This window comes from Polaromonas sp. AER18D-145, assembly GCF_002379095.1.
Taxonomy (GTDB): domain Bacteria; phylum Pseudomonadota; class Gammaproteobacteria; order Burkholderiales; family Burkholderiaceae_C; genus Polaromonas.
The window spans coordinates 1-21,690 of record NZ_NBZV01000014.1 but is presented as its reverse complement, the minus strand read 5'-3'; the positions used below and the strand labels follow the sequence as shown (position 1 = coordinate 21,690).

At 64.9% G+C, this 21,690-nt stretch carries 20 protein-coding genes; 12 read left to right on the top strand and 8 right to left on the bottom strand.

The window, feature by feature from the left end; all coding sequences use genetic code 11:
- Positions 1-64 precede the first annotated feature (64 nt).
- The 3 genes from B7G52_RS09265 to B7G52_RS09255 all read left to right on the top strand — a co-directional run bounded on the left by B7G52_RS09265 (position 65) and on the right by B7G52_RS09255 (position 2,718).
- Entirely contained in the window at positions 65-589 is a 525-nt protein-coding gene (locus B7G52_RS09265; protein WP_096697380.1) for a phasin family protein, read from the top strand.
- Positions 590-965: 376 nt separating this feature from the next.
- On the top strand, positions 966-1,625 hold the full coding sequence (locus B7G52_RS09260) for a TetR/AcrR family transcriptional regulator (protein WP_096664057.1): 660 nt from the start codon (positions 966-968) through the stop codon (positions 1,623-1,625).
- A 319-nt stretch (positions 1,626-1,944) separates the two neighbouring features.
- A complete protein-coding gene (locus B7G52_RS09255; RefSeq protein ID WP_096697323.1) occupies positions 1,945-2,718 on the top strand; it encodes a hypothetical protein in 774 nt (257 codons plus the stop codon).
- Positions 2,719-2,796: 78 nt separating this feature from the next.
- Here B7G52_RS09255 and B7G52_RS09250 read toward each other — a convergent pair whose 3' ends face one another.
- The 6 genes from B7G52_RS09250 to B7G52_RS09225 are packed head-to-tail and all read right to left on the bottom strand — an operon-like array spanning position 2,797 to position 9,118.
- Entirely contained in the window at positions 2,797-3,894 is a 1,098-nt protein-coding gene (locus B7G52_RS09250) for a M14 family metallopeptidase (RefSeq protein ID WP_096697322.1), read from the bottom strand.
- Complete coding sequence (locus B7G52_RS09245; protein WP_096697321.1) at positions 3,891-5,087, bottom strand: M20 aminoacylase family protein; 1,197 nt, start codon at positions 5,085-5,087, stop codon at positions 3,891-3,893. The genes B7G52_RS09250 and B7G52_RS09245 overlap by 4 nt, the downstream gene beginning before the upstream one ends.
- A 40-nt stretch (positions 5,088-5,127) precedes the next feature.
- Entirely contained in the window at positions 5,128-5,793 is a 666-nt protein-coding gene (locus B7G52_RS09240) for an HAD family hydrolase (protein ID WP_096697320.1), read from the bottom strand.
- On the bottom strand, positions 5,781-7,328 hold the full coding sequence (locus B7G52_RS09235) for a glycosyltransferase family 39 protein (RefSeq protein WP_096697319.1): 1,548 nt from the start codon (positions 7,326-7,328) through the stop codon (positions 5,781-5,783). Before B7G52_RS09235 ends, B7G52_RS09240 begins: the two co-directional genes overlap by 13 nt.
- Before the next feature lie 12 nt (positions 7,329-7,340).
- The gene (locus B7G52_RS09230) at positions 7,341-8,267 is read right to left on the bottom strand and encodes a lysylphosphatidylglycerol synthase transmembrane domain-containing protein (RefSeq protein ID WP_240523378.1); all 927 of its coding nucleotides are present in this window, start codon (positions 8,265-8,267) and stop codon (positions 7,341-7,343) included.
- Positions 8,264-9,118: a decaprenyl-phosphate phosphoribosyltransferase gene (locus B7G52_RS09225; protein ID WP_096697318.1), complete on the bottom strand. Its 855-nt coding sequence runs from the start codon at positions 9,116-9,118 to the stop codon at positions 8,264-8,266. The genes B7G52_RS09230 and B7G52_RS09225 overlap by 4 nt, the downstream gene beginning before the upstream one ends.
- 115 nt (positions 9,119-9,233) lie before the next feature.
- On the opposite strand from B7G52_RS09225, the gene argE reads away from it, so the two are divergent.
- A complete protein-coding gene (gene argE / locus B7G52_RS09220; RefSeq protein WP_096697317.1) occupies positions 9,234-10,421 on the top strand; it encodes an acetylornithine deacetylase in 1,188 nt (395 codons plus the stop codon).
- A gap of 88 nt (positions 10,422-10,509) precedes the next feature.
- Here argE and B7G52_RS09215 read toward each other — a convergent pair whose 3' ends face one another.
- On the bottom strand, positions 10,510-11,643 hold the full coding sequence (locus B7G52_RS09215; protein ID WP_096697316.1) for an ABC transporter substrate-binding protein: 1,134 nt from the start codon (positions 11,641-11,643) through the stop codon (positions 10,510-10,512).
- A 171-nt stretch (positions 11,644-11,814) separates the two neighbouring features.
- Complete coding sequence (locus B7G52_RS09210; RefSeq protein WP_096697315.1) at positions 11,815-12,945, bottom strand: ABC transporter substrate-binding protein; 1,131 nt, start codon at positions 12,943-12,945, stop codon at positions 11,815-11,817.
- A gap of 62 nt (positions 12,946-13,007) precedes the next feature.
- Between B7G52_RS09210 and B7G52_RS09205 the strand changes: the two genes are divergently transcribed.
- The 8 genes from B7G52_RS09205 (at position 13,008) to B7G52_RS09165 (ending at position 21,358) form a co-directional block, all read left to right on the top strand.
- Positions 13,008-15,122, top strand: a complete 2,115-nt coding sequence (locus B7G52_RS09205; protein WP_096697314.1) for a molybdopterin-dependent oxidoreductase — start codon at positions 13,008-13,010, stop codon at positions 15,120-15,122.
- Between the two features lie 5 nt (positions 15,123-15,127).
- Positions 15,128-16,240, top strand: a complete 1,113-nt coding sequence (locus B7G52_RS09200; RefSeq protein ID WP_240523377.1) for an aminopeptidase — start codon at positions 15,128-15,130, stop codon at positions 16,238-16,240.
- On the top strand, positions 16,233-16,565 hold the full coding sequence (locus tag B7G52_RS09195) for a polyhydroxyalkanoic acid system family protein (protein WP_096697312.1): 333 nt from the start codon (positions 16,233-16,235) through the stop codon (positions 16,563-16,565). The genes B7G52_RS09200 and B7G52_RS09195 overlap by 8 nt, the downstream gene beginning before the upstream one ends.
- A 224-nt stretch (positions 16,566-16,789) precedes the next feature.
- A complete protein-coding gene (locus B7G52_RS09185; protein WP_096697310.1) occupies positions 16,790-17,725 on the top strand; it encodes a LysR family transcriptional regulator in 936 nt (311 codons plus the stop codon).
- A 37-nt stretch (positions 17,726-17,762) separates the two neighbouring features.
- Positions 17,763-18,974, top strand: a complete 1,212-nt coding sequence (locus tag B7G52_RS09180) for a CaiB/BaiF CoA-transferase family protein (RefSeq protein WP_096697309.1) — start codon at positions 17,763-17,765, stop codon at positions 18,972-18,974.
- Positions 18,971-19,912, top strand: coding sequence for a hydroxymethylglutaryl-CoA lyase (locus tag B7G52_RS09175; protein WP_096697308.1), 942 nt, complete (start codon positions 18,971-18,973; stop codon positions 19,910-19,912). Before B7G52_RS09180 ends, B7G52_RS09175 begins: the two co-directional genes overlap by 4 nt.
- Positions 19,909-20,301, top strand: coding sequence for a VOC family protein (locus B7G52_RS09170; RefSeq protein WP_096697307.1), 393 nt, complete (start codon positions 19,909-19,911; stop codon positions 20,299-20,301). Before B7G52_RS09175 ends, B7G52_RS09170 begins: the two co-directional genes overlap by 4 nt.
- Positions 20,302-20,368: 67 nt before the next feature.
- A complete protein-coding gene (locus tag B7G52_RS09165; RefSeq protein ID WP_240523376.1) occupies positions 20,369-21,358 on the top strand; it encodes a tripartite tricarboxylate transporter substrate binding protein in 990 nt (329 codons plus the stop codon).
- The last annotated feature ends 332 nt before the right edge of the window (positions 21,359-21,690 follow it).

The following is a 21,690-nucleotide window of genomic DNA, read 5'->3' as shown; positions in this document are numbered from 1 at the left end:
TTTGACAAACGTGTCGCCCAACGGCGGCGCCAACCAGCCATCCACCTATCGACAGGAGTCCATCATGGTCAAGAAACTGCAAAAAATGAGCGCTGACAAAAAATCCGGCCCCCAACTCTCGGGCGCCGTGAAGGAATCGGCCCAGCAGATCTGGCTGGCCGGCCTCGGGGCTTTTTCCAAGGCGCAGGCAGAAGGCGGCAAGGTCTTCGAGACCCTGGTCAAGGAGGGTCTGTCCATCCAGCGCAAGACGCAGGCTGTTGCCGAAGAGAAGATTTCCACCGCCACCAGCAAGATGGCCACCATGGCGACCGACATCACCTCGAAAGCCGGCACCCAGTGGGACAAGCTGGAGAACATTTTTGAAGAGCGCGTCGCCAAAGCCCTGAACAAGCTGGGCGTGCCCTCTGCCAAGGACGTGGAAGCCCTCATTACACGGATCGATGAGCTCAACAAAAACGTGCAGAAGATGGGCGCCAAACCGGCTGCCTCCAAGGCAGCGCCACGTGCCGCTACAGCAAAACCCGCTGCCGGCAAAACCGCAGCGCGCAAGCCGGCCGCCAAGCGCGCGCCGGCCCGCAAGTCCGCCTGATACCTGGCACCTCGAACCCCCAAAGGACGTTGACGCGTCCTTTTTTTCGTCCCCTCACCCCGTCCCTCTCCCAAGGGGCGAGGGTGAGCGCCGTCCAACTCACTGTCGTGTATTTGGAAAAGATCGTAACTACCCAGGTCGCGGCATGCAGCGCGCTTTTCTTGCCCCCTCGCCCTCTGGGAGAGGGTTGGGGTGAGGGCCAGCAAGCCACAACAGACGATAGCTCTACGCACACGCCGCTTGCCCTCACCCCCGCCCTCTCCCAGGGGGAGAGGGCGTAAAACCAGCCCAAACTACCTGAGTAGTTACAAAAGATCAATAATTCCAACACCCGGGCGAGTGGGTTAGAGTCGAACAAAAATACGAGGTAGACACCATGGCGAAAAAAGCGCCGCGCCGAACTGCTGAACGCATCCTGGAAGTGACGCTTGATCTGTTCAACCGTTTTGGTGAACCCAATGTGTCGACCACGCTGATCTCGGCCGAACTGGGTATCAGCCCCGGCAACCTGTACTACCACTACCCCGCCAAGGACGAGCTGATCAACTCGCTGTTTGACCGCTACGAGCGCTCGCTGAGCGAGCTGCTCAATGCCAGCGACAGCGTGCGCGATGTCGAGGACGCCTGGTTTTTCATGCACACGCTGTTCGAGCTGATCTGGCAATACCGCTTCCTGTACCGCGATCTCAACGACCTGCTCAGCAAGAACCGGCGGCTCGAGACGCATTTCCAGTGGGTGCTGAAAAACAAGACCCGTTCGGTCAAGACCATGCTCGACAGCATGAGCCGGGCCAACACCGTCAGCATCGACTCGCGCGAGGTCGAGGCCACGGCCACCAGCATGGTGGTGGTGCTGACCTACTGGCTGAGTTTCGAATACGTGCGCGACCCACGCCATGCACTGGAGCCGGAAAATGCCCAGGCCGCCCTGCTGCGCGGTGCGCACCACGTCCTCAACTTGCTGATTCCCTATCTCGAGCAGGGCCAGCGCATGCACTTGCAGGCCCTGGTGGGTGCCTACACCAGCCCCGCATGACCCCGATTTTTCAGCCAACCAACAACAAGAACTTGTCCGCAAATAATTGGGGGTCGCGCAAATGGATTTTCGGGATGGGATGCAAGGCGCAAAATCCAAGGCAAGGCTGCTGGCCTTGCCTGATTTTGCAACGCCGCAGACCGCCCGACAATCCGTTTGCCCTCCGGGTTGGGGCGAAATCGGGCGATTTGCCCACCAAATTCCTTGCATGGGCATTCAGCCCATGCTGCGGCATGTTGGCGGACAACTCATCCCGATTGCGCCCCAACGCGACCCCCAATTATTTGCGGACAAGTTCTAAATTCCAAGGAGACGACCGATGGCCAAATGGACTGCTTTCCCCCACGCGGGCGACTATGCATTCGATGCCGCCAGCCTGAAAAAAAACTGGGCACGCCTGCACCAGGGGGACTGCGAGCCCCTGCCCAAGGACGCCGCCGTGTTGCAGGCCTGGGTGCTGTTCCACAACGGCGAATTCCAGCAGGCCGCCGAAGCGGGCCTGAAGGCAGGCGGCGCCGGCATCACCGTGGTCAACAAGGCCACGTCCATTTACGCCAACTACCTCGAGAACAAGGAAAAGACCAAGCTCGAGCTGTTCATGGACGTCGCCCAGCGCGCCGAAGCCCAGCAAGCCGCCGACCCCCAGAACGCCAACGCCTGGTACTGGCAGGCCTACGCGCTCGGGCGCTACAGCCAGGGCATCAGCGTGGCCAAGGCGCTCGCCCAGGGCCTGGGCAGCAAGGTCAAGAACGCGCTGGAGCAGGCCATCAAGCTCTGCCCCAAACATGCCGACGCGCACATTGCGCTGGCCGCCTTTCACGCCGAGGTGATTGACAAGGTCGGCTCCCTGATTGGCGGCATGACCTACGGCGCCAAGAAGGACGTGGGCCAGTCCCTGTTCAAGGAGTCCCTCAAGCTCAACCCGGGCTCGGCCATCGCCATGATCGAATACGCCAACGGCATGGTGATGCTGGAAGGCGACAAGCGGATGAAAGAGGCCACCAAGCTCTACGAGCAGGCCGCCGCCAGCACACCCCTGGACGCGATGGAGCGGCTCGACGTGGAAATGGCCAAGGCCGAACTGGAAAACTGAGCCACAAAAAAAAGGCGCATCCGCTATATTTTTTATAGCTGGGTGCGCCCGTATCTCAAGGGCTTGAGCCCGAAAAGACTATGAAGTCAGGCCGTCCACCGCCTGGAACAGCGACTCCCGTGCCTGGCTGATGATCTGGTCTTTCCAGGCGTCGGTGTCCACGTAAAACGCGTCCATCATCTGCTGCCGGATCTGGGCCGCCAACGCCGGCGGCGCATCGGGGTGGACATTGAGCCAGTGTTCGGCGCGCAGCGCCTGCATCATCTCGAAGGGCGGCAAGGTGCCGTACTCCATCGCGATGCCGGTGTATTCCGCGTCGGGGCACTCGTCGTAAATCGAGGTCCACATCAGGCCGGTCAGGAAAGCCGAACTCGACGAGCCATCGTAAATCGAGGTGACCGGTGTCGCGCCGCCGCCGCCCCACCAGGCGCGTGCCCGGGCCAGCGCCGCCTTGTCATCGCGGCAGGCGCAAATGCGTTCGCCGACACCGCTGGGGCCCAGGCCGGTGTGGATGTCAATCCACGCCACCCGCCTGGCCTGGCGCGCATGGGTCTGCAGCACCTTGCGCAGGGTCTGGTTGCTCCAGGTCGGCACGGTGCCACCGAAAAACAGGCCCTCGGGGAATTCATGCTGGCCGCGGGTGATGGCTGCCTGGTAGGCATCCATGCCGCGGCTGCCGATGTAATGGTCGGTGGCCACCTTGTTGTCGTCGTTGGGCGGCCACTGGTCGGGCAGCAACAGCGGCTGCAACTCGCGGTAAGCCTCGTTGACGGGCAGCGTCTGCGAGAAGTCATGGAAGTTGCGGTTCAGGTCCACGTTTTCATGGGTGGCGCGCCGGATGTGCGAAAAGCCATAAGGGTTGAGCGCATGCACATACAGCACCGCCACACCCTGCGCGCTGGCCTTGGCACGCCACTCGGCGTCCCTCAGCGCAGCCACCTGCACGCCGGAGCCGCAATACCCTTCGACGCCATGGCAGGCGCTGCTGAGGATCAGCAGGGAGCGGGCGTCGGCCGGTCCGTCCAGCACCACGTCCATGGCCAGCACTTCCCCCTCGCGGCCGGTTTCGGGGTGCAGCTGCGAATCCGCCTGCAGGCCGGCCGCCTCGGCCGCTTCCAGGAATTTGCCGCGCGCCTCGGCATAGGTGCCGGAAAAAGCGTCGGTCACTCCGCTCATGCTGCGTCCTGGGCCAGCCAGCTTTCGCTCAGGCGCACCCAGAAGGTGGCCCCCAGCGGGATCAGGTCGTCGTTGAAGTCATAACTCGGGTTGTGCAGCATGCACGGCCCTCCGCCATGGCCCATCTCGCGGTGCGCGCCGTCACCGTTGGCAATAAAGACATAACAGCCCGGCTTGGCCTGCAGCATGTAGGAAAAGTCTTCCGCGCCCATGGTTGGTTCCTGGGCAATCACGTTGGCCTCGCCAACGATCTCGGCCATCACCTTGCGCGCAAACTCGGTTTCCTTCGCATGGTTGATGGTGGGCGGGTAGTTGCGCACAAACGCAAACTCGCACTGGGCGTCGTGCGCAGCGCAGAGGTGCTCGGCGATCTGCTGCATGCGTTTTTCAATCATGTCCAGCACTTCCAGCGTGAAGGTGCGCACCGTGCCCTGCAGCTCGCAGCTGTCGGGGATCACGTTGGTGGCCTCGCCGGCATGGATCATGGTGACCGAAATCACACCGGCGTCCACCGGCTTCTTGTTGCGGCTGATGATGGTCTGGAAGGCCTGCACCATCTCGCAGGCCACCGGCACCGGGTCGACGCCGTTGTGCGGCAAGGCGGCGTGGCCGCCCTTGCCGCGAATGGTGATCTTGAACTCGTTGCTCGAGGCCATCACCGGACCGGTGCTGGCGGCAAACTTGCCAACCTGCGTGCCCGGCCAGTTGTGCATGCCGAACACCGCGTCCATGGGAAACTTGTCGAACAGGCCGTCCTTGATCATCTCGCGCGCGCCGCCGCCGCCCTCCTCGGCCGGCTGGAAAATCAGGTAGACCGTGCCGTCAAAATTGCGGTTTTTTGCAAAGTGCTGAGCGGCGGCCAGCAGCATGGCGGTGTGGCCGTCGTGGCCGCAGGCGTGCATCTTGCCGGCATGCTGGCTGGCGTGTTCGAAGGTGTTGAACTCCTGCATCGGCAGGGCGTCCATGTCGGCGCGCAGGCCGATGGCGCGGCTGGAGGTGCCGTTCTTGATGATGCCGACCACACCGGTGGTGCCCATGCCGCGGTGAATGGGGATGCCCCACTCGGTCAATTTTTGGGCCACCACGTCGGCCGTGCGCACTTCCTCGAAACACAGCTCCGGGTGGGCGTGGATATCGCGGCGCACGGCGGCAATGCCGGCGGCCTGGGTGACGATGGAATCAATGACTTTCATGAAAACCTTTGGGTGATCAGGCCCACCCCACCCGCTGGTTTCAGGATGATTGGCGGACCCAGGGTTGACCTTGGTAGTGCGCATAGTCTGCCAGATTTAGCAGCGGCACGTCGCCGCGTGAGTCGCCATACGCATGCAAAACGACCGCAGCGGCAGGAACGCCGCGATTGGCCAGCCAGGCCTGCAGGCGCAGCACTTTTTCCTCGCCATGGCAATTGCGGGTCGCCATGCGCCCGGTGAGCACGCCGTCACTGACCTCCAGCTCGGTGCAGAGCACCGCATCCATGCGCAGCACCTCACCCACCCCGTGCAAGTAAATGCCGGGGGAGGCGCTCACCATCACGCAGCCATGGCCCTGCTGCTGGTGCCAGCGCAGCCGTGCCAGCGTCTCTTCCTGCCATTGCCGGGGCAGGTACTGCGCCACAAAGTCGGCCGACCAGCGCTCGATCTGCGCCGCGCTGCACCCGCCCAGGCTGGCCTGCAGCAAACGCGCCTTGGCCCGGTGGTTGCTGGTGAGCCGGCAGACGTAGGCGGCCAACCAGGGGCTGCTGCGCAGCAAGGCGAGCAGAAACCGCGGCCAGCCCAGGCTGCGGCGCAGGTAGGGAAGCAGCGTATCGCGCCGGGTCAGGGTGCCGTCGAAGTCGAAAGCCGCGACTTCCACGGCCGGGGTTTTGCCTGCGGCTTCTCCTGCTTTTACTTCGTGCATCGCACCTGGCCGCAAAGGCGTTCGCAAAACGGGCAGCCGGTCATGGGCAACCAGGCCGGGATGTTGTAGTAGCGGCTGTGAATGGTGGCCAGCACGCCCTTTTTATAAGCGGCGTAATTGAAGCCCCGGCCCTCGACCGCGTAAAAAGGCACGCCTTCCTGCGAAAAACTGAGCACCTGCACGCTGTCGAAGTAGGGCTGGTACTCCTCGATGCGCGGCGCATCCATGCGCAGGATGCGCACGGTTTTTCCCTGGTACAGCGAAAAATCAACCAGCATGTCGTCCTGCCGCGCGTGGAAATTGCCCGGGCCGAACACCGGCACGTACTTGCGCAGCGTGTAGCCATAGATGGACGCGGACGTGTAGGCACTGGCCATCAGCTCCACGCCGGGTGCCGCCACCTGCTGCAGCATCTCGGCGGTCTTGTAGCTGCGGATGATTTGCGGATACAGCCTGGTGCTTTTCCAGTTCTCGAGTGAACTGGCATGGAGGCCGGCCACCACCAGCACATGCAGGCCGGCAAACGCGGCCATGCCCAGTGCACAGGTTCTGAGCTTGTCCAGCGGCAGGGCAAAAGCCAGCAGCGCAAAACCGAAGGGGTAAAACGACAGCACCCAGTGCAGCCCCACCACCTTCTTCAGCGACAACAGCGCAAAAAACAGCAGCGGCACGACCACCACGCAAGCCAGCAGCCGTTGCTGCCGCGCCGCGGCTACCAGCGCCCCGCGCTGCTTCCAGGCCAGCCAGGCCGCCATCGGCGTGACCAGGTAGACCAGCATGGCCAGGTACAGCAGCGGCTTGTTCCAGGCGAAGCTCTCGCCTTCGTTGCGGTTGTAGAGGTTGAACATGATGTTCGACCAGCCGTGCGACATGTTGTAGGCGATGTTGATGGCCGGGCCGGGCAAGGCGCACAGCACCAGCAGCGCAAACGCCGCCCAGCGTTCGCGCCGGTAGACCGCGAAATACACGACGTAGGTCAGGCCCAGCACCACCGAGAAGTACTTGGACAGAAAGGCGCAGCCCAGCGCCAGGCCCGACAGCGCATACAAGCCCCAGGCCGTGCGGTCCATGCACTCGCGCCGCTCGGCGCGCAGCAGCAGGGCCACCGACAGCACCGACCAGGCCATCAGCGGCGTGTCGGTGGTGATCAGCACGTTGAGCCAGTTGATCGGGGCCAGCCAGAAAAACAGCACGGCCCAGGCCGCACGCACGCGGTCCAGCGGGGCCAGCGCCCAGGCCACCAGTCCGCCGAGTGCCAGCGGCAGCAGGACCACCGGCAGGCGTATCGCCCAGGTCGTGTCGCCCAGTGTCGCGCGCACCAGGGCAATCAGCCAGCCGACCATGGGCGGATGGTCGTAATAACCCCAGTCGGGGTAAACGCCCCACCAGTAGAAAAAAGCCTCGTCGCCGGTGATCGGGAAGGTGGCGGAGAGCCACAGCCGCAAAGCCAGCGACAGCGCACCGGCAGCGACCAGCCCGCGCACCAGGAAAGGGGAAAGAAGGGGGGCAGCCGGGGCGGCGGAACGTTCAAGCATGGGCAGGAAGACTTATCTGAAACTGATGTCGCGAATGGCGGCACTATAGACCAGCGCCAGCGCACCGATGGCCACCGCCAGCCACAGGGTCAGCACCCGGACCAGCACGGTGATGCCCAGCGCCTGCGCCGCACCGGCGCCGTGGAGCACCAGCAGGCCGGTCAACAGCGCCTCCATGCCACCCAGGCCCGCCGGCAGCAGGGAAAGCGCGCCGCCGACCATGGCGACGGCGTAAAAACCAGCGGCCTGCAGCACGCCAATGGACAGGTCCGCCTCACGGCAGAGCAGCCAGACGGCCAGGCCCTGCGCGGCCCAAGCCACCCCGGTCAGCGCCAGCCAGACAGCGGGACGCGTCGCCAGGCACTGCCAGGCATCACGCAGCCAGGACAGCCGCAGCAGCAGGCGCCGCCGGAATGCAAAAAGAAGCACCAGCAGGGCGAGCGCGGCAACGCCGCTGCCCAGCGCCAGGCGGTAAGCCACGGGACCGCCCAGCGCCGCCAGCCACCAGGCCACCGGCAGGCACATCAGCAGCAGGCACAGCAGGTCGGCCAGACGTTCCGCACCGAAAATCGCCAGGCTTTGCGCCGGGCCCAGCGGACGGCGCGCCAGCATGAGCCCACGCGCCGCCTCGCCGATGTTGCCGGGCGTCGGCGTGAAGGTGTAACCCGCCAGGTACAGGCGCAGACCTTGCGCGAGACCGAGTGCCCGCCCGTAATGGGCCATCCACATGCGCCAGCGCAGGCCGCGCAGCAGGTAGTTCAACAGGCACAGGGCGGCGGCTTGCAGGCCCGCGAGCGAACCCAGCCGCTGCAGGGTTGCCAGGGCGCTGCCTTCGCCGAACACGGCCAGCGCCACCGCATACGCCGTGGCGGCCAGGCCCAGAACCAGCAGCAGCGGCTTGAGCGGCAGGCGTGGCGCCGGCCGGGCCGACGGCTTCAAAAGCGGCGTCCCAGAAACACCAGCAGCCAGGCCACCAGCGCCGTCAGAATCCAGGGGTCGCGCACCAGGTCGCGCGACACGTCCTCGCCGCGCCCCCGGTGCACCTGGTAGGCGTAACGCAACATGGCAAACACGACGATGGGCACGCTGTAGACCAGCCGGTTGCCGTGCTGCAGCTGCGCTTCGGCGCTGGTGGCAAACAGGCCGTAAGTCATGAGGCTGGCCGTCATGGTCACGGCCATGAACATGTCCAGCAGGGCCGGCGGGTAGTGATCGAGCACGGCGCGCTGGGCGGCCTCGTCGTGAAAGGTTTCGGCCTTGCGTTTTGAAAATCCCAGGAACAGGGCCACGAACAGGCCGGCCAGCAGCATCCAGCGCGACGGCGGAATCCCCACCGCCAGGGTGCCGGCCAGCAGCCTGAGCATGAAGCCCGAGGCAATGATGGACACATCGACCACCGGCACATGTTTGAGCCGCCATGAATAGGCCAGGTTCAGCGCAACGTAAATGCCCAGCAGCGCCAGCAAGGTCCCGTTGCCGGCGGCAAAAGCCAGACCCGCGACCAGCAGCAGCGCTGCCAGCGCCAGCGCCAGCGCGGGCGACACGGCGCCGCTGGCCAGCGGCCGCAGGCGCTTGACCGGATGGCGGGCATCGCTGGCGCGGTCCAGCCAGTCATTGAGGATGTAGACCATGCTGGAAAAGCAGCAGAACGCGGCAAAGGCCTTCAGCACCTTGAAGGCCATCGGCCCGTCGCCCCAGCTCTCGCTGAACACCAGCCCGGCAAACACAAAGGCGTTTTTCAGCCATTGGTGGGGGCGCATCAAGGTGACGAGGCGGAACAATAAACGCATGGGCGGAGGAAAACTCGGTTGGGGCGGTCGGGCGGGGACAAGCATAGACCACGTGCGCGCGGTCGGGTTCAAGCATAACCGCCCCGCAGCGGCGCCAATTGGGCCAGAATCAGGCATGACTTTGCCCCACACCCTGCCCTCTTCCGGCCTGTCCGCCCCGGCCCTGGCACTGGCGCAGACGCTGGTGCGCATGAACACCGTCAGCCGCAACTCCAACCTGGAGCTGATCCATTTCGTGCGGGACACGCTGAAAAAGTCCGGCGTGGCCAGCCGCATCACCTGGAACGCCGATAAAACCAAAGCCAACCTGTTTGCCACGCTGGGAGAAGGCAAACCTGCCGGAGTGATCCTGTCGGGCCACACCGACACCGTGCCCTGGGACGGGCAGGACTGGTCGGTCGATCCGCTGTCGGCCCTGGTCCGCGACGGCAAGCTTTATGGGCGCGGCAGTGCCGACATGAAAAGTTTCATCGCGCTGGCGCTGGCCCAGGCGGACGCCTTTTTGAACAGCCCGGCGCCTTTTGCGATTCACCTGGCGCTCAGCTACGACGAGGAGGTCGGCTGTTTCGGCGTGCGGGAGCTGGTGGCCGACATGAAGGACGCCGGCATCGCGCCGCTGGCCTGCATCGTGGGCGAGCCCACCAGCATGGTGCCGGCCATCGCCCACAAGGGTGTCTACCGCTACAAGTGCTGTGTGCGCGGCAAGGAAGCGCATTCGTCGCTGACCCCGCAATCGGTCAACGCCATCGAGATGGCCGCGCGGGTGGTGGGCAAGCTGCGCGACATGGCCGAGGGTTTCGAGCGCGACGAGCCGCGCTACGAAGGTTTCGATGTGCCCTTCAGCACCGCCAGCGTCGGCCAGTTCCACGGCGGCATTGCCGACAACGTGGTGCCGCGTGACGCCGAGTTCCGCTACGAATTTAGGGACCTGCCCACGGCCGACGCGGCCGCAATGCAAAAAGAGGTGCTAGCCTATGCGCAGCAAGCGGAACCAGCTATGAAAAGTATAGCGCCCGAAGCTGGCTTCCGCTTTGAGACGATTTGCGAAGTGCCGAGTTTTCTGGGATCGGCCAACGATGCGGTGACGCGGCTGGCGCAGCGCTTGAGCGGCGAGTCACGCACCACGCAGGTGGCGTTTGGCACCGAGGCCGGCATCTTCAAGAACTCCGGCATTTCCACTGTGGTCTGCGGACCGGGCAGCATCACGCAGGCTCACCAGCCCGATGAGTTTGTCAGCCTGGAACAACTCGCACGCTGCGAGGCCTTTCTGCGCGGGCTGGCTGCGACGACCAGCATCGCCTGATTCCCGGCACCGGAGATCGCCCGATCGGCATAAAAAAAGCGCCCGACATTCAGGCGCTTTTTTTTCGGGAGGCGATGACCGATGAAGCTCAGGTGCGCACACGCCCGTCGCCGGTCAGCATGGACAACTCCACAAAGTTCGAGGCCACATGGTCGGTCGGTGAGAAGGACACGGAAAAGCCGCCCAGCGACTGGCTGCCCAGGCCCTCCAGGCCGGCAATCAGCGATTCGCGGCTGAGCTTGCCGCTGGCGCGCTTGAGGCCCTCGACCAACAGTTTGGCAGCCACATACCCTTCCATGCTGGAGAAATTGACCTGGGCATCCTTGCCGGCGGCCTTGACGGCATCGGCAAACTCGCGCGCGATCGGGCGCGCCGCGTTGTAGGGCGAAGGCATGACCTGGGACACCACCACACCGGCACCGTCCTTGCCCAGCTCGTCGGCCAGCGCCTGCGTGCCGACAAAAGACACGTTGTAAAACGTGCCGCCGTACCCGGCCTTGCGTGCAGCGCGAATGAAGGCGGCACAGGATTTGTAGGCGCTGATCTGCACCACGGCATCCGGGGCCGCGGCGACCAGGGTCTGGACCGCCTTGGCCACATCGACGGAATTGCGCTCCACCGTGGCCTGCGCCACCGTTTTGAGCCCCAGGCCGTTCAGGGCCAGCGTCACGCCGTCCAGGCCGGCCTTGCCGTAGGCGTCGTTCTGGTAGAACACCGCGATTTTCTTCAGTCCCAGGCTGGTCAGCTGCTTGACGATGAGGCCGGTCTCGTCGTTGTACGAAGCGCGGACGTGAAAGGCGTATTTGTTGAACGGCTCGCGCAGGCCCATGGCGCCGGTGAACGGGGCAATAAAAGGCACCTTGTCCTTGACCGCCAGCGGCAGGGCCGCCAGGCTGGTCGGGGTACCGATGTAGCCAAACAGCGCAAACACGTCATCGGCAATCAGCTTGCGGGTGTTCTCGGCGCAGCGGTCCGGCTCGTAACCATCGTCCAGGTTGCGGATTTCAATCTGGCGCTTGCCCACGCCGCCCTGGGCGTTGACCTGGTCAAAACAGACCTTGGCCCCCTGGTAAAACTGGATGCCCAGTTGTGCGGCAGGACCGGTAAAGGCGGCCGACTGGCCAAGGATGATCTTGCTGTCGGACTGGGCCCGGGCAATGTTGAAGCCGGCCAGCATGGCGGCGCCGGCGGTGAATGAGAATTTGCGACGATTGATAAGCATGCGTACATTTTCAGCATGCAACATGCCCTGAACCTGACAGCCGGATCACCCCCCGCTTCGCCCTGCGAGGAATTGAATGATTTGGTTTTAAAAAATCCCAACTCCAGGGGTTAACCCTCGAAATCAAGTCAGAAAACTGTCAGCCTTGTGTCGCGCCTCACCAACTGCACCCTACTCCCTGACCCGCCCCTGCGAGTCGATCAAGCCCAGCTCGACCAGCCGCGAACCCACGCGGTCTTCAACAAAGTGAATGCGAAAGCCGCCGATACTGAGATCGTCCAGGGCCTCAATGGCCTTTCTGAGCTTGGCTCGCGTCGGGTCCTTGCTGATGCGGCGCAAGGCCTCGGTGTACACGCGCGCAGCGATGTAGCCTTCCACCATGTAGACATTGGGTTTGCCCAGCTTGGCCGCGGCGGCGTCGGCCTGCAGTTCACGCACCAGGGCCACCTTGGAGCCATCACTTTTGGGAACCACGCGTGCAACCACCACGCCGGCACCTGACTTGCCAAGCTGTTCGGCCAGCAGGCTTTCGCCGGTATTGGAAAAACCATAAACCGGCCCGCGAAACCCTTTGGCCCGCAGCTCCCGCACCACCGACGCCGCACTCTGCGAGTCACCGATCACCAGCACCGATTCGGGACCGGGCGCCAAGGCCTTGTCCACGCTGCCAGCCACGGCTCCGCTGGAAAAGGCAGCATTGGCAAGAAGGTTCGCGCCCATGCTGGTCATGGTCCGTTGCGCCGAGTCCAGTGCAGCCAGCGACTCACCATCGCTGGCATGCAAAATGGCCAGCTTGCGCGCGCCCAGGGCGGCAGCATGTTTGGTGATGGCCGCTGCCTCTTCCGAGTAGCCGGGACGCAGCGAGTACACATTGGCATAAAGCGCGCCGCGAAACTCGTCGGCCGCCGCCATGGGGGCGAACAAAATGATGTCGCGGTCCTTGATCAGGGGATAAGCGGCTGTCACCTGGGGCGAACCGTAAAAACCGAACAAGGAGAGCACCCCCTGGTCGAGCAGCTTCTTGGTGTTGGCGGCGGTGTTGGCAGGGCTCCCCTGGTCGTCCAGCGTGACCAGTTCGATCTTGCGCCCGTTGACCCCGCCAGCCGCGTTGACGTTGTCAAAGTAAAGCTTGGCGCCTTGATGAAAAGGCTGTGCCAGCGAGGAACCCGGGCCGGTCAGCGCCAGGCTCTGGCCGAGCACGATGGCGGTTTTGCTGACCCCGTCCTGGCTGTGCACCACCGCACCGGCGAGCGCCAGGACAGCTACGATAAGGGTCTGCCCCAGAGTGTGTAATGTTTTCATATTGATGGCCCTGGCTGAAACGCAAGCAGGGCGACTCCTTGTAAGAAAATGTAGTTCTATTTATGACGGTTCCCATCAGCATCTCCCCTAGTGTCAGTTTCGTGAACGGCACGGCCAAGGTGCGCGGCGCCTGCCCGCACGACTGTCCCGATACCTGCGCCCTGTTGACCACCGTGGAAAACGGTGTGGCGGTCAAAGTCCAGGGCAATCCTGAACATGCACAAACCGGCGGCGTGCTGTGCACCAAGGTGTCGCGCTACACCGAGCGCAGCTACCACCCCGACCGCATCCTGCAACCGCTCAAGCGCGTGGGGCCCAAGGGCTCCGGGCAGTTTGAACCCGTCAGTTGGGACAGCGCGCTGGACGAGATCGCAGCCCGGCTCCAGGCCATAGCGCAGCGCGACCCGCAGGCCATCGCGCCCTACAGCTACGCCGGCACCATGGGCCTGGTGCAGAGCGAAAGCATTGCCGCACGCTTTTTCAACAAACTGGGCGCCTCGCTGCTGGACCGCACCATCTGCTCGGCGGCCGGCACCGAAGGCCTGACGCAAACGCTGGGCGGCAAGGTCGGCATGAAGGTCGAATTTTTTGCCGAAGCAAAACTCATCCTGATCTGGGGCAGCAACTCGATCGCCAGCAACCTGCATTTCTGGCGTCATGTGCAGGAAGCCAAACGCCAGGGTGCCAAAGTCATCTGCATCGATCCGCGCAAGACCGAAACCGCCGAGAAATGCCACGAACACATCGCCCTGCAACCCGGCACCGACGCCGCGCTGGCGCTGGGCATCATGCATGAGCTGATCGTTCACGACTGGCTGGACCACGCCTACCTTGAAAGCCATACCGTCGGCTGGCCCTTGCTGCGCGAGCGTGCCCTGCTATGGAATCCGGAGCGTGTGGCAGACGTATGCGGGGTGCCGGCGGAACAGGTGCGCTCGCTGGCGCGTGACTACGGCGCGTGTTTCGTCAATGGGCAAGCGGCGGCCATCCGCCTGAACTACGGCATGCAGCGCGCGCGCGGCGGCGGCAACGCCACCAGGGCCGTGGCCAGCCTGCCAGCACTCATTGGTGCCTGGCGGCACCGCGGCGGCGGCGTGTTGCTGTCGAGCTCGGGCATGTTCCCCATCAACCGTGCGGCCCTGCAGCGGCCCGACCTGCTGGCCGGCCGCCAGCCGCGCACCCTCAACATGGTCACCGTCGGCGACGACCTGCTTCGGGACAGTTCACCGGCCTTCGGCCCCAAGGTAGAAGCGCTGATCGTCTACAACAGCAACCCGGTGGCGGTGGCCCCGGACTCGGGCAGGGTGGTGCAGGGCTTTGCACGGGAGGACCTGTTCACCGTGGTGCTGGAGCATTTCCAGACCGACACCGCCGACTACGCCGACTTCATCCTGCCGGCCACCACCCAGCTGGAACACTGGGACGTGCACGGCGCCTACGGCCACACCGATGTGCTGCTGAACCGCCCGGCCATCGCCCCCGTGGGCCAGGCCCGGCCCAACACCGAGATTTTCCGCGGCCTGGCGGCCCGCATGGGGTTCACCGAGCCCTGTTTTGCGGATGACGACGAAACCCTGTGCCGCGCGGCCTTCAGCCACCCGGACGGCGACAGGATTGATTTCAACGAACTGCTGGACAAGGGTTTTGCCACGCTACCCGGTCCCGACGCGCCGTTTGCCGAGGGCCGCTTTCTGACCCCGTCGGGCAAATGCGAATTTTTCAGCGAACGGCTTGCCGCGCAGGGACTGGACGGCCTGCCCGACCATGTGCCCAATTACGAGGCGGCCGGCACCTCGGCCAGCTACCCGCTGGCGATGATCTCGCCACCGGCGCGCAACTTCCTGAACTCCACCTTTGTCAACGTGAAAAGCCTGCGCGACATCGAGGGCGAGCCGGTGCTGGAGATCAGCGCGCGGGACGCCGCCGCGCGCGGCATCCTCACCGGCAACGTGGTGCGGGTGTTCAACCAGCGCGGCAGCTACCGCTGCAAGGCCAGGGTGTCCGACCGGGCGCGCGCCGGCGTGGTCCACGGCCTGGGCATCTGGTGGCGCAAGTTCGGCCTGGATGGTACCAATGTCAACGAACTGACCAGCCAGCACCTGACCGACCTGGGGCGCGGCCCGGTGTTCTACGATTGCGTGGTCGAGGTGCAACTTGATGGAGCGCCCGCGCTCTAAGCCTGGTGCGACCCAACCCCTTCACGCCCCGCACGGCCGCCCTGCTGGCAGGCACCCTGCTGCTGGGTCTGTCCGGTTGCGCCAGCCTCGGTTATTACTGGCAGTCGGTCAGCGGCCACCTGCAACTGATGAACGCCGCCCGGCCGGTGGATGACTGGCTCCAGGACAGCGACACCCCCGACAAACTCAAGGCCAGGCTGGCCCTGACCCAGCAGATCCGGCGCTTTGCAGTGAGCGAACTGAAGCTGCCCAACAACGCCAGCTACCAGCGCTACGCCGACCTGCGGCGCAAGGCCGTGGTGTGGAATGTGTCGGCCGCGCCCGAGTTTTCGCTGACCTTGCAGACCTGGTGTTTTCCGGTCACCGGCTGCGTGGGTTACAAAGGTTATTTTGACGAGGCCCAGGCGCGTGCCGAAGCCGACAAGCTGAGCGCGCAGGGGCTGGAAGTCAGCGTCTATGGCGTGCCAGCCTACTCCACCCTGGGCTGGATGAACTGGGCCGGCGGCGACCCGCTGCTCAGCACCTTCATCGGCTACCCCGAGGGCGAACTGGCGCGGCTGATCTTTCATGAGCTGGCGCATCAGGTGGTGTATGCCGCCGACGACATGGACTTCAACGAATCCTTTGCCACCGCCGTGGAACGCCTGGGCAGCGCACGCTGGCTGGACACCCACGGCAGCGCCGCCGTCCGCCAGGAGTACGCGCTGTACAGCGAGCGCCGCCAGCAATTCCGCGCGCTGACACTGGGACTGCGCCGCGAGCTCAGCGAGATTTATGAGCCAAAAACGGCACCAGCCCTTGTCCGTCCTGCGCAGGAAGCTATGAAAATGATAGCAATGCAGACCTTCCACACGCGTTACGCCGCCCTCAAGGCCGGCTGGGACGGCTACGCCGGTTACGACCCCTGGGTGGCCCGCACCAACAACGCCTCGCTGGGCGCGCTGGCCGCCTATGATGAGTTGGTGCCCGGCTTCGAGGCGCTGTTTGCGCGCGAAGGCAGCGACTGGCCGCGGTTTTATGATGCGGTCAGGCGGCTGGCCGCCCTGCCCAAACAGGCGCGGCACGACGCCCTCCGCCCCTCCCTCACGACGCAAAGCAAGGAAACACCCCATGGCTGACATCCATATCGAACGCGAGCACAGCCTGGGCCTGGCCCAGGCACGCAAGATCGCCTTCCAGTGGGCCGAACAGGTCGAGGAAAAGTTCGACATGAGCTGCACCTACGAGGAAGGCGACACCGGTGACGAAGTCGGCTTCACCCGCTCGGGCGTCAGCGGCACGCTCAAGGTGACCAAGGACCAGTTCGAGCTCGACGCCAAACTGGGCTTTCTGCTCGGCGCCTTCAAGGACCGGATCGAAGGCGAAATCGTGAAAAACCTCGACACGCTGCTGGCCCAGAAGGCGCCGGCCGCCAAAAAGGCCGCGGCGAAAAAGAAGGTCTGAGGCGTGGGGGATCCCTCTTCACCAGCCGGGGCCGCGGAACCGACCTTGGCCTGTCCTGAGCCTGTCGAAGGGCCGGGCCGCAGGCGCAGCGCCCCTGAGGGGCCGGAGTCTGCGGCTCCCAACCTGCCTGTGCAGGTTGGGACAGACGACAGAAGCGAAGCCTGTGGCGAGCGGCGGCCTGCAAGGCCTCGCGCAGTACACGAAGTGACAAGCGTGGGGGCCCTTTGAACCTCGCGCGGTTTGACCTCGTGTCCATCCGGCTGGCGGTGGCCTGCGCCCAAACCGGCAGCCTGACCGCTGCGGCGCGCGATTCGCACCTGGCGCTGGCCGCCGCCAGCCGGCGCATCCGCGAACTGGAAGGCGCCCTCGGCGACACGCTGTTCGAGCGCCATGCGCGCGGTCTGCTGCCGACGGCGGCCGGCCGGGTCTTCGTCAAACACGGCCTGACCCTGCTGCAGACCATGGAGCACCTGGACAGCGAACTGGCCGACCTGCGCCAGGGCATTGCACGCCACATCCGCCTGTGTGCCAGCAGCGCGGCCATCAGCCAGTTCCTGCCCACCCTGCTGGCGCAATATGGCCGGCTGCATCCGCAGGTGCGCGTCGATCTCGAAGAGCAGGTGTCCGAAGCCGTGGTCACCACCTTGCGCGAGGGCCGCGCCGACGTCGCCGTGTTTGTCGAGGGGCCGGACACCGGCGGCCTGGCCACGCGGCTGTTTCGCGAGGATGAGCTGGTGCTGGTGCTGCCTGCCAAACATCCGCTGGCAGGCAAAAAAACACCCATCGCCTTTGCCGACACGCTGGACGAGGAATGGATCAGCCTGACGCCCGGCGCCGCCATGCTGCAGCAGCAACAGCAGGCCGCGCTCGCCGCGAACCGGCCGCTGAAACTGCGCATGCAGGTGCGCAGCTTCGACGCGGTCTGCCACATGGTGGCCTCCGGCCTGGGTATTGCGGTGCTGCCCAAGGGCGCCAGCCTGCCCATCGTCAAGACCATGAAACTCGGCTGGCGGCCCCTGAGCGACGCCTGGGCGCAGCGCCGCCTGCTGGTGGCGACGGCGGCCGGCGACAACGAAGCTGCGATTGTGTCGCTGGTGGATTTTCTGGCGGCGGGCGCCCAGCCTTCGCAAAAGGCGAAGGCTGGGCACCGCAACAAGTAATGGACGCCGGGTGCCCGGGGCGGCACACTGCGCGGCCATGGACACCTCTTCTTCTTCATCCGCCGGGCCGCTGGCCGGCCTCAAGGTTCTCGAACTCGGCCAGCTGATCGCCGGGCCCTTTGCCGCCAAGACCCTGGCCGACTTCGGCGCCGAGGTGGTCAAGATCGAACCGCCCGGCGCGGGCGACCCGCTGCGCAAGTGGCGGCTTCTCAAGGACGGCACGTCGGTCTGGTGGCAGCTGCAGTCGCGCAACAAACGATCGCTGGCGCTGGACTTGAAGACGCCCGAGGCCCAGGACATCGTGCGCAAACTGGTTCTGGAATCCGACGTGCTGATCGAGAACTTCCGTCCCGGCGCCATGGAAGGCTGGGGCCTGGGCCCGGACGAACTGCTGCAACTCAACCCGCGCCTGATCATGCTGCGCATCAGCGGCTACGGCCAGACCGGCCCCTACCGCGACCGGCCCGGTTTCGGCGTGGTGGCCGAAGCCATGAGCGGCCTGCGGCACCTGACGGGCGAGCCCGGCCGCGTGCCGGTGCGTGTCGGCGTCAGCATAGGCGACACGCTGGCCGCGCTGCACGGCGTGATCGGCATTTTGCTGGCGCTGCAGCATCGCCATGCGTCAGGCCTGGGCCAGGTGATCGACGTCGCGTTGTACGAGGCGGTCTTCAACTGCATGGAAAGCCTGCTGCCCGAATACAGCGCTTTCGGCGCGGTGCGCGGCCCGGCGGGCAGCGCCCTGCCCGGCATCGCGCCCAGCAATGCCTACCGCTGCAAGGACGGCGGCTATGCGCTGATCGCCGGCAATGGCGACAGCATTTTCAAGCGCCTGATGACCGTGATTGGCCGCGAGGACCTGGGGGCGGACCCCGCGCTGTCCGACAACGCCGGCCGCGTCGCGCGGGTCGCGGAGATCGACGAAGCGATCGGCCAGTGGGCGGCGCAGCGCACGGTCGACGAAGTGCTGGCGCTGCTGGACCAGGCCTCGGTGCCGGCCGGCCGCATCTACACCGTGGCCGACATCGCCGCCGACCCGCACTACCGGGCGCGCGGCATGCTGGACGAACGCCGCATGGACGACGGCAGCAGCTTGATGCTGCCCGGCATCGTGCCCAAACTGTCTGCCACGCCGGGCAGCCACCGGCGCAATGCACCGGCGATCGGTCAGGACAGCGACGCCGTGCTCAAGGAACTCGGCCTGAGTCCCGAACAGATTCTCGGCCTCAAGGAAAAAGGAATCGTGGCATGACACAACGCATTTTCTTCAACGAAGTCGCGACGCGCGACGGTTTCCAGATCGAGCCCGCATTCATCCCGACCGACACCAAGGTGGCGCTGGTCGATGCGCTCGGCGAATGCGGCTACGCCAAGATCGAGGTCACCTCCTTCACCTCGCCCAAGGCGATTCCCATGCTGCGCGATGCGGACGAGGTCATGGGCCGCATACGGCGCGTGCCGGGTGTCGAGTACACGGTGCTGGTGCCCAACCTGCGCGGCGCCGAACGCGCACTGGAGGCCAGGGCCGACGAGCTCAACCTGGTCATGTCCACCTCGGAAACGCACAACCTCGCCAACCTGCGCATGCCGATGGCGCACAGCTTTGCGGCCTTGTCCGAAGTCATCCAGCTCGTCGATGGCCGAACGCCGGTCAATGTCTCGCTGTCCTGCTGCTTCGGCTGCCCGATGGAAGGCGAGGTGCCGCAGGCCAACGTGCTGGACTGGGTGGCTCGTTTTGCCGATCAGGGCGTGCGTGGCGTGACGATTTGCGACACCACCGGCATGGCGCACCCGGCCCAGGTCAGCCGCATGGTGCAGGCGCTGCAGGCGCGCTTTCCCAATCTGCAGCTCACGCTTCATTTTCACAACACGCGCGGCATGGGCCTGGCCAATGTGCTGGCCGCCGTGCAGGGTGGCATCACACGTTTCGACGGCTCGCTCGGCGGCCTGGGCGGCTGCCCCTACGCCCCCGGCGCCAGCGGCAACATCAGCAGCGAAGACGCCATCCACATGCTGGATGCCATGGGTTACGACACCGGCATGGACCTGCCCCGGCTGCTGGCGATTGCACGCCAGATGCCGGACATCGTCGGCCACGAAGTGCCGGGCCAGGTCGCCAAGGCGGGACGCATCACCGACCTGCATCCGGCGCCCGACTTTGTGCAGGAACTCCGCAGCCAGTTTTCATGATCGATCACCTGGACCATCTGGTGTTGACGACAGCCCACGAAGCGGCCTGCGTGGACTTTTACACCCGTGTGCTCGGCATGGCGCTGGAGACCTTCACCGGCGGCACGCCGCCTGTTGAGCGCAAGGCCTTCAGGTTTGGCCAGCAGAAGATCAACCTGCATCTCCAGGGCGCGGAGTTCGAGCCCAAGGCGCACCGGCCCCAGCCCGGCGCGCTGGATCTGTGTTTCATTGCGAGCGTGCCGCTGGCCCAGGTCATGGCCCGGCTGCAACGCGAGAACTGGCCCCTTCTCGAAGGCCCGGTGCTGCGCACCGGCGCCACGCAAAAAATCCGCTCGGTCTATGTCCGTGACCCGGACCTGAACCTGATCGAGATTTCCGAGCTGGCCTGATCACTGCCCCCTCCCTTTTTCCCTTGCTTCCCTTGCTTCCCTTTCCCAACATCCCAGGAGACAACCCGTGACCCCAATTTCCAGAAGAACACTGATCACCGGCGCCGCCGCCGCGGCCACCGTAGTCGCAGCCCCCACCTTCATGGCCAGCGCCTTCGCGCAGCCCGCCGGCAAGCCCATCACGCTGGTGGTGCCCACCCCGGCGGGCGGCACCACCGACATTGCGGCGCGCCTGCTGGCCGAGCCGCTGGGCAAGCTCCTGGGCACTTCGGTGGTGGTGGACAACCGCGGTGGCGCCAACGGCAACATCGGCGGGCAGCTGGTCGCCCGTGCGCCCGCCGACGGCACCACCCTGCTGGTGCAATACTCGGGCTACCAGTGCATCACGCCGCTGCTGCAGCCGGTCGCCGGCTTTGACCCCGGCAAGGACCTCAAGCCCCTGGGCCATTTGATCGACGCGCCACAACTGATGGTGGTGCGCAGCAATTTCCCCGCGAACACCTTTGCCGAGTTCCTCCAGTACGCCAGGGCCAACCCGGGCAAGGTGAACTACGCCTCCAGCGGCAATGGGTCACTGCAGCACGTGACCACGGAATTGCTGAAGGACCTGACCAAAACCTACCTGGTGCACATCCCCTACCGCGGCACCGGCCAGGCCCTGACCGACCTGCTGGGCGGCTCTGTCGACTTCACCATCACGACGCCGCCACCGCTGCTGCCGCATATCCGCTCGGGCAAACTCAGGGCGCTGATGGTCACCGGCCGCACGCGGCTGGCCGCATTGCCGGAGGTGCCGACTGCGACCGAACAGGGTGTTCCGCTGGTGGCATCTTCCTGGTTCGCCGTGTATGGCCCGAACGGCATCCCCACCGAAACGTCGGCGCGGATTTCAGCTGCGATCAAGCAGGTGGTGGAGTCCGACACCTTCCGCAAACGCGCCGAAGAACAGGGTGCCAAGGCGGTGTTTCTGAACAGCGCGGAACTGGCCAAACTTGAGACCACCGAGCGCGGCATGTGGAGCCGCATCATCAAGGTGTCGGGTATCAAGGCGGATTGATGGCAGGGGTTCAGCTCGTGCCGTTGCTATTTAATTCATAGCATATTGCGATCGTCCGTATTGGGCTGATGGCCTGTTGCTTATGGAAGCTTTCGGGCTGAACATGGCCGGACCCTTGCTCGCCTGGGCTCTTGTTGTGCTTCGGGCAAGCCGGGTCTCGCCCCGGCGGGCGACTCCCTTTCTTTTGCGTCGCTGTATAGACAGGAGACATGGGAAACAGGTGTTCGGAGACATAGGAAACACCTTGGATTCTCAGCCAGCAGCGTTGAGTGCGCTCAAGTCCAGCCGCATGAAGCGGTGATGGCAGAAGAACACATCGTAGCAACCGTCGC